We start from the raw sequence: 4644 nt of genomic DNA on the forward strand, positions 1-4644 counted from the left end.
TAAAGCTTTCGGTGTCATTCCAGCGCGTGACGCTGGAATCTAGAAATCAAGAAGAATGGTCAAGCACACAACTGTACAAACGTTGTGGTATTCCCACCAAGGATGATGTCATCCGAGTAGCCTGGCACTGGGATCCAGAAAACTTAATTACAAATGGGCACATCAGGCAACTGTGTAATAAGAACTGGATTCCAGTTTCACGCACTGGAATGACACCACATACCACCTGCAAATTGCAATGTTCGCATAGTTATGTGTCAAGCACTGGGGAAAATACTGGGATGATAGAAAGAGGTTTAATGAATCAAGTTAGCAAATTAACAGAATTGACTTTTGTTACTGCTCTTGCTGTTGGAAATGCTATACTGTCATTTATAAATGGTCTAAATCTCCAGTATAAATGGCCAAATGACATTCTAATCGATGGCAAGAAAATAAGTGGAATATTGCTTGAAAAAAGATCCAATTCGAATTGGCTCATTATAGGAATTGGAATTAATGTCAGTCATGCACCACTTCCAGGAACAACGTGCATTAGCAATTACGGTGAGTCTGTGTCTAACATAGATCTGTTAAAGAAATTAATAATAAATTTTAATAAGCTAAGAAAGCAATGGCTACTTGATGGGTTTTATGCTATAAGAGAAATGTGGTTAAAAAAAGCATTCAAAATGAATGAGCAAATCAGTGTAAAGTTAGCTGACAAATTGTATGAAGGAATTTTTGCTGATATAGATAAAAGTGGTAAATTGGTGTTGCAGCAAAAGGATGGAAGCTTAATTTATTTTGATGCAGGTGAGTTATTTATTGATAATGCATTATGAATACATATGTAATTTTTGCTTACCTTATTAGTTTCACGCTGATTGCTGGAGAGCTAATTTTTACCATTTCTTGTTATACTAAAAGTAAAAAAATTCTAGAAAGCCTGAAAGATAATCATGAAGAAGAAACATAAGCGATTACTTATAACTTCAGGAATTTTCTGCTTTTTAAGTTGTGCAGTTTTTTTTATTTTAACAACGCTCAAAGAAAATATCTCATTTTTCTATACAGTAAGTGAGGCAATAGTTTTACCAAATGGTCAAAAACTAATCCGTGTTGGTGGAATGGTTGTTGAAAATAGCGTGATACGCAACGAAAGTGAAGTGATTTTTCAAATGACAGATTTTAATAAGAGCGTTATGGTGAAATATCAGGGAATACTTCCACCAATGTTTTCAGAAAAAAGTGGTGTTGTTGTGCAAGGTAAAATGTTTGATAATAGTACTTTTCTTGCAGATACAGTGTTTGCAAAACATGATGAGAACTATATGCCGAAAGTTTTAAAATAGATTCCTTAACCTGGCTGTATTGAAACGGTATGTAGAGAGAGTCACAGCCTAGAGACTATTACTCTTTCCAGTTTAACCCCAATCTGGTTCATTAATGGTATTGTTTTCTAATTCCTCTACTTTTGTCTGTAAGTTATTCAGGCTCTGTACTAAACCACTATTTTCATTACCAACCTTTGTAATTAGCTCGTCAAGCTTACTCCTTTCTTCTGTTAGCATGTCATTTAATTGACTGATAGAGTTGCTATTGTTATGCAATACATCATCCAATTCAGGAACGAATTTCGTGTTCAGCTCTGCGATTAATTTATCTAAAGCTTTGTGGACATAACCAAGCTGCGCTGGATTTCGCGCAACTGTTTCATCATAACCTTTAGGTTTGGTGTTAACTTCTATTTTGCTTATTACTTTAAGTTCGTTTTTGCTTTCTTGTTTACTATTATTCATGCTAACTCCTATAAAAAATTATAATTTTAAAATCAATTCAGCTACATTGAAGTGGTATGTGGAAAGAGTCACAGCTAGCAAGCTATTACCTTTTTTATTAAAGCAACCCGTTCTCTTCGCCAGTAGCATGAGGGAATATGGAAGCTTCTGCAATGCCTGGCTGATCATCACGAAATTCCTGAAGCTCATCTCGAAGAGTTTGAAGTTGACTTTTTATTTCAGTTGTATTGTTCCCTATATTTGATATAGTTGTTGACAGTGGCTCCACTATGCCAGTTGTAATGTTACTGCTTAAACTTGTGTTATACTCATTAATACTGTCTATCAAGCCATCATAAACCTTTTTAAGGTATGTTATAGCTGCGGCTGTTTGCTTCATTTCCGCTATAGGTATTTTTTCCAGTGGCTGATTTATATCAAAATCTAACTCCTTAGCACCTTTTTCTTTATTCTGAATTTTTACTGAATCTATACTTGGTTTTACAAAATCTGGTTTTGTAAAAACCGGGCTCTCAAGTTTTAGTAATTTACTTTGGTCTGAAGGCTCGTCACCAAAATATAATTCTACATTGTTTTTACTCATAATAAGTTACCTCCTATAAAAAAATTGATTTTCATAAATTGCTACCATACAAGTAGCATTGAATCGTTATTGTTTTCTACTATTGTAAAATCTGGAGCTTCTGCAATGCCTGGCATATCGTCCTTGATTTGCTTGAGCATCTCAATCATTTCCTTGTTCTGTTTACTCTGCTCGTCAAGTTTCCCTTTTAATGCATCAATAATAGCTTTAGACTGATCTTGATTGCTGAGATCACCGATCACAGCTGTCACTTTCTCATAAGGCAGTTTGTGAATGATGTCTTTAAGCTCTTCTGCGCCTACGTTATCCAAAAGTTCTTTAAACTGCTCATTAGACATATTGCGAGCAAAAGCTTGAAGTTTGTCTGGGTTGTCAACTAAAGACTTAATGATAATCTGAATCTTATTAGAATCAGTTAAATCCTGAGCAATTGCTTCGAGTTTCTCAGGATCAAGCTTATTAACTAAGTCTTTCAGTTGTTCTTCTTGCAGACTATTTACTAAAGCTTTCAACTGATCACCTTCTAATTCTTTGGAGAGTATTGTCAAGTGGTGCTCAGCCAAGTCTTTTGCAAGCACTGTAAATTGCTCGTCATTTAAAGTTTTAATAAGTGCTTTGAACTGATCCACTTTTAAGTGAGGTAAAATTTCTTTTACTTGCTCTGAATTTAATTTTCTCACTAGAGCTTCAAGCTGAGTATCATTTAAAATAGGAACAATTATTTGTAACTTTTCTGGATTTAGTTCCTGAGCGAGGGTTTTTAGCTGGTGATTGGTTAGATGATCCACTAAAGCTTGGAGTTGTTCATCTGTTAAGTTCTCTGCTAAGGCCTGCAACTGGCTTGAGCTCAGTTCAGGAATTATTTTTTGCAGTTGCTCGTTACTAAGAGTATTGGCAAGAGTTTTTAGTTGGCCGTCTGTTAGGCCCTGAATAAAAACTTTAGTAAACGCGTTTGATAGCAACAGTAGCACATCTCTTATATGTCTCTCACCGTAGTATAACATAATGTCTTGTAATACCTCATTGTCAGGTGAATCGATTATATTTCCTGCCTCGTCTGAAAAATAATATTTATTGTTGCCAGTATCTGAATCTTCCCATGTTACATATTTGTATTCCAATTTTTTTGATTTAATAGAACTGCTACACATAGTTTTGAAAGGCTGCACAAGCTCTCTTGTATATGATAACTTAGCCAACTCATTACCGTAATATACAAATGTATGGTTACTTTTTACATAATCTAAGTTAGAATCACTTTTATAATCTTTGGCTACCAGATTTCCTTCATTTTCTTCCTCCAGACATATGTAACTGTCTAGGCAAGAACTGCTGCAAAGTTTTATAGGCAATAAGCCTAGTACTACATCGTTTTTATCATCCAGCGATACAAGCTCAACTTTTTTAATAGGCATTGTAGGATCATTACCTTCAGGCCACTTTATCCTTGTAGTCGGGGTTTTTCTAAACACCTCTTTTCCAGGTATCATCTTAAAAACATGCTTTTTTCCACTCATAGGCGTTACCAATAAATTAATTGTTAGTATTCTAACATTTATTGATTAATTTATTGTTAAGTTAGTATATATTACAATTGTAATAACCAACATTACTTGTGTAGAGAAAAGTTACGAAAAGAAATAGAGATTTTCAGGGAAATAGTATAAAATCCTCATAGATTAAAATAAGCTGCTTTGACAGGTTTTGTGGCGGCTAGAGCTGTATAGACTGGTGGAGGCAAGCGGGATCGAACCGCTGACCTTCTGCGTGCAAAACAGATGCTCTACCAGCTGAGCTATACCCCCAGGTAATTCTTGCTTAAAGCATAAATCACTCAGGCTGAAATGCAAGAAATATTTATCTATTAGGCTATTGCTAAATAGTGTACAAATTCTGCAGGGTGTACACACTTCTCTATTTTTTTGTCTCCTTAGCGTTATACGTCACACCATCCAAATAAATCTGTGAACTGAAAATTAACAAGAAGTTTTCCTTTGGAAATTTTTTTAAATTATTCATAGATTTTTTAACTAAATTATCACTAACGCAGTATATTATATAATTTATTTAACCACACATGAAAATTTTAGTTTGATTAAAACGGATAAAAACTGTATTGATGTTTAGTATAGCTGAAAAATGAAATGATCCCGTAGCTCAGCCGGTAGAGCAACTGACTTTTAATCAGTGGGTCACGCGTTCGAATCGCGTCGGGATCACTCACAAATTTTGAAAAACATGCTAAAAGAACAAGACAAAATATTCACCAACCTAAATGGT

Annotated in this window: 6 protein-coding genes and 2 tRNA genes; 4 read left to right on the forward strand and 4 right to left on the reverse strand. The window is 34.7% G+C overall.

The features are described 5' to 3' along the window. The 3 genes from WG67_RS04170 to ccmE form a co-directional block, all read left to right on the forward strand. Nucleotides 1–824: biotin--[acetyl-CoA-carboxylase] ligase (locus tag WG67_RS04170; protein WP_458694913.1), on the forward strand; the 824-nt coding region annotated here is incomplete at its 5' end. After that, a complete protein-coding gene (locus tag WG67_RS06955; protein WP_010962957.1) occupies nt 821–958 on the forward strand; it encodes a CcmD-like small membrane protein in 138 nt (45 codons plus the stop codon). The genes WG67_RS04170 and WG67_RS06955, both read left to right, overlap by 4 nt. Further along, nucleotides 942–1334 carry a cytochrome c maturation protein CcmE gene (gene ccmE / locus WG67_RS04175; RefSeq protein ID WP_010082373.1) on the forward strand — a complete coding sequence of 131 codons (393 nt, stop codon included), beginning with the start codon at nt 942–944 and terminating at the stop codon, nt 1332–1334. Before WG67_RS06955 ends, ccmE begins: the two co-directional genes overlap by 17 nt. A 72-nt stretch (nt 1335–1406) precedes the next feature. On the opposite strand, the gene WG67_RS04180 is transcribed toward ccmE, so the two are convergent. The 4 genes from WG67_RS04180 to WG67_RS04195 form a co-directional block, all read right to left on the reverse strand. After that, the gene (locus WG67_RS04180; RefSeq protein ID WP_010082372.1) at nt 1407–1781 is read right to left on the reverse strand and encodes a hypothetical protein; all 375 of its coding nucleotides are present in this window, start codon (nt 1779–1781) and stop codon (nt 1407–1409) included. 97 nt (nt 1782–1878) lie between these two features. Beyond that, nucleotides 1879–2364 (reverse strand): hypothetical protein, encoded by a 486-nt coding sequence (locus WG67_RS04185; RefSeq protein ID WP_010082371.1) that lies wholly within the window; start codon nt 2362–2364, stop codon nt 1879–1881. Between the two features lie 41 nt (nt 2365–2405). Beyond that, the gene (locus WG67_RS04190) at nt 2406–3881 is read right to left on the reverse strand and encodes a magnesium transporter MgtE N-terminal domain-containing protein (protein ID WP_038199255.1); all 1476 of its coding nucleotides are present in this window, start codon (nt 3879–3881) and stop codon (nt 2406–2408) included. 212 nt (nt 3882–4093) lie between these two features. Further along, nucleotides 4094–4169, reverse strand: a tRNA-Ala gene (locus WG67_RS04195). A 341-nt stretch (nt 4170–4510) separates the two neighbouring features. Here WG67_RS04195 and WG67_RS04200 point away from each other — a divergent pair. Beyond that, a tRNA-Lys gene (locus WG67_RS04200) sits at nt 4511–4583 on the forward strand. Nucleotides 4584–4644: the final 61 nt, after the last annotated feature.

Origin of the sequence: Wolbachia endosymbiont of Drosophila incompta (genome assembly GCF_001758565.1) — a bacterium.
Taxonomy (GTDB): Bacteria; Pseudomonadota; Alphaproteobacteria; order Rickettsiales; family Anaplasmataceae; genus Wolbachia; species Wolbachia pipientis.

Excerpts from the sequence above, each read along its gene's own strand:
- WG67_RS06955 (WP_010962957.1), top strand. The coding sequence starts at position 821 with ATGAATACATATGTAATTTTTGCTTACCTTATTAGTTTCACGCTGATT.
- ccmE (WP_010082373.1), top strand. The coding sequence starts at position 942 with ATGAAGAAGAAACATAAGCGATTACTTATAACTTCAGGAATTTTCTGC.
- WG67_RS04180 (WP_010082372.1), bottom strand. The coding sequence starts at position 1,781 with ATGAATAATAGTAAACAAGAAAGCAAAAACGAACTTAAAGTAATAAGC.
- WG67_RS04185 (WP_010082371.1), bottom strand. The coding sequence starts at position 2,364 with ATGAGTAAAAACAATGTAGAATTATATTTTGGTGACGAGCCTTCAGAC.
- WG67_RS04190 (WP_038199255.1), bottom strand. The coding sequence starts at position 3,881 with ATGAGTGGAAAAAAGCATGTTTTTAAGATGATACCTGGAAAAGAGGTG.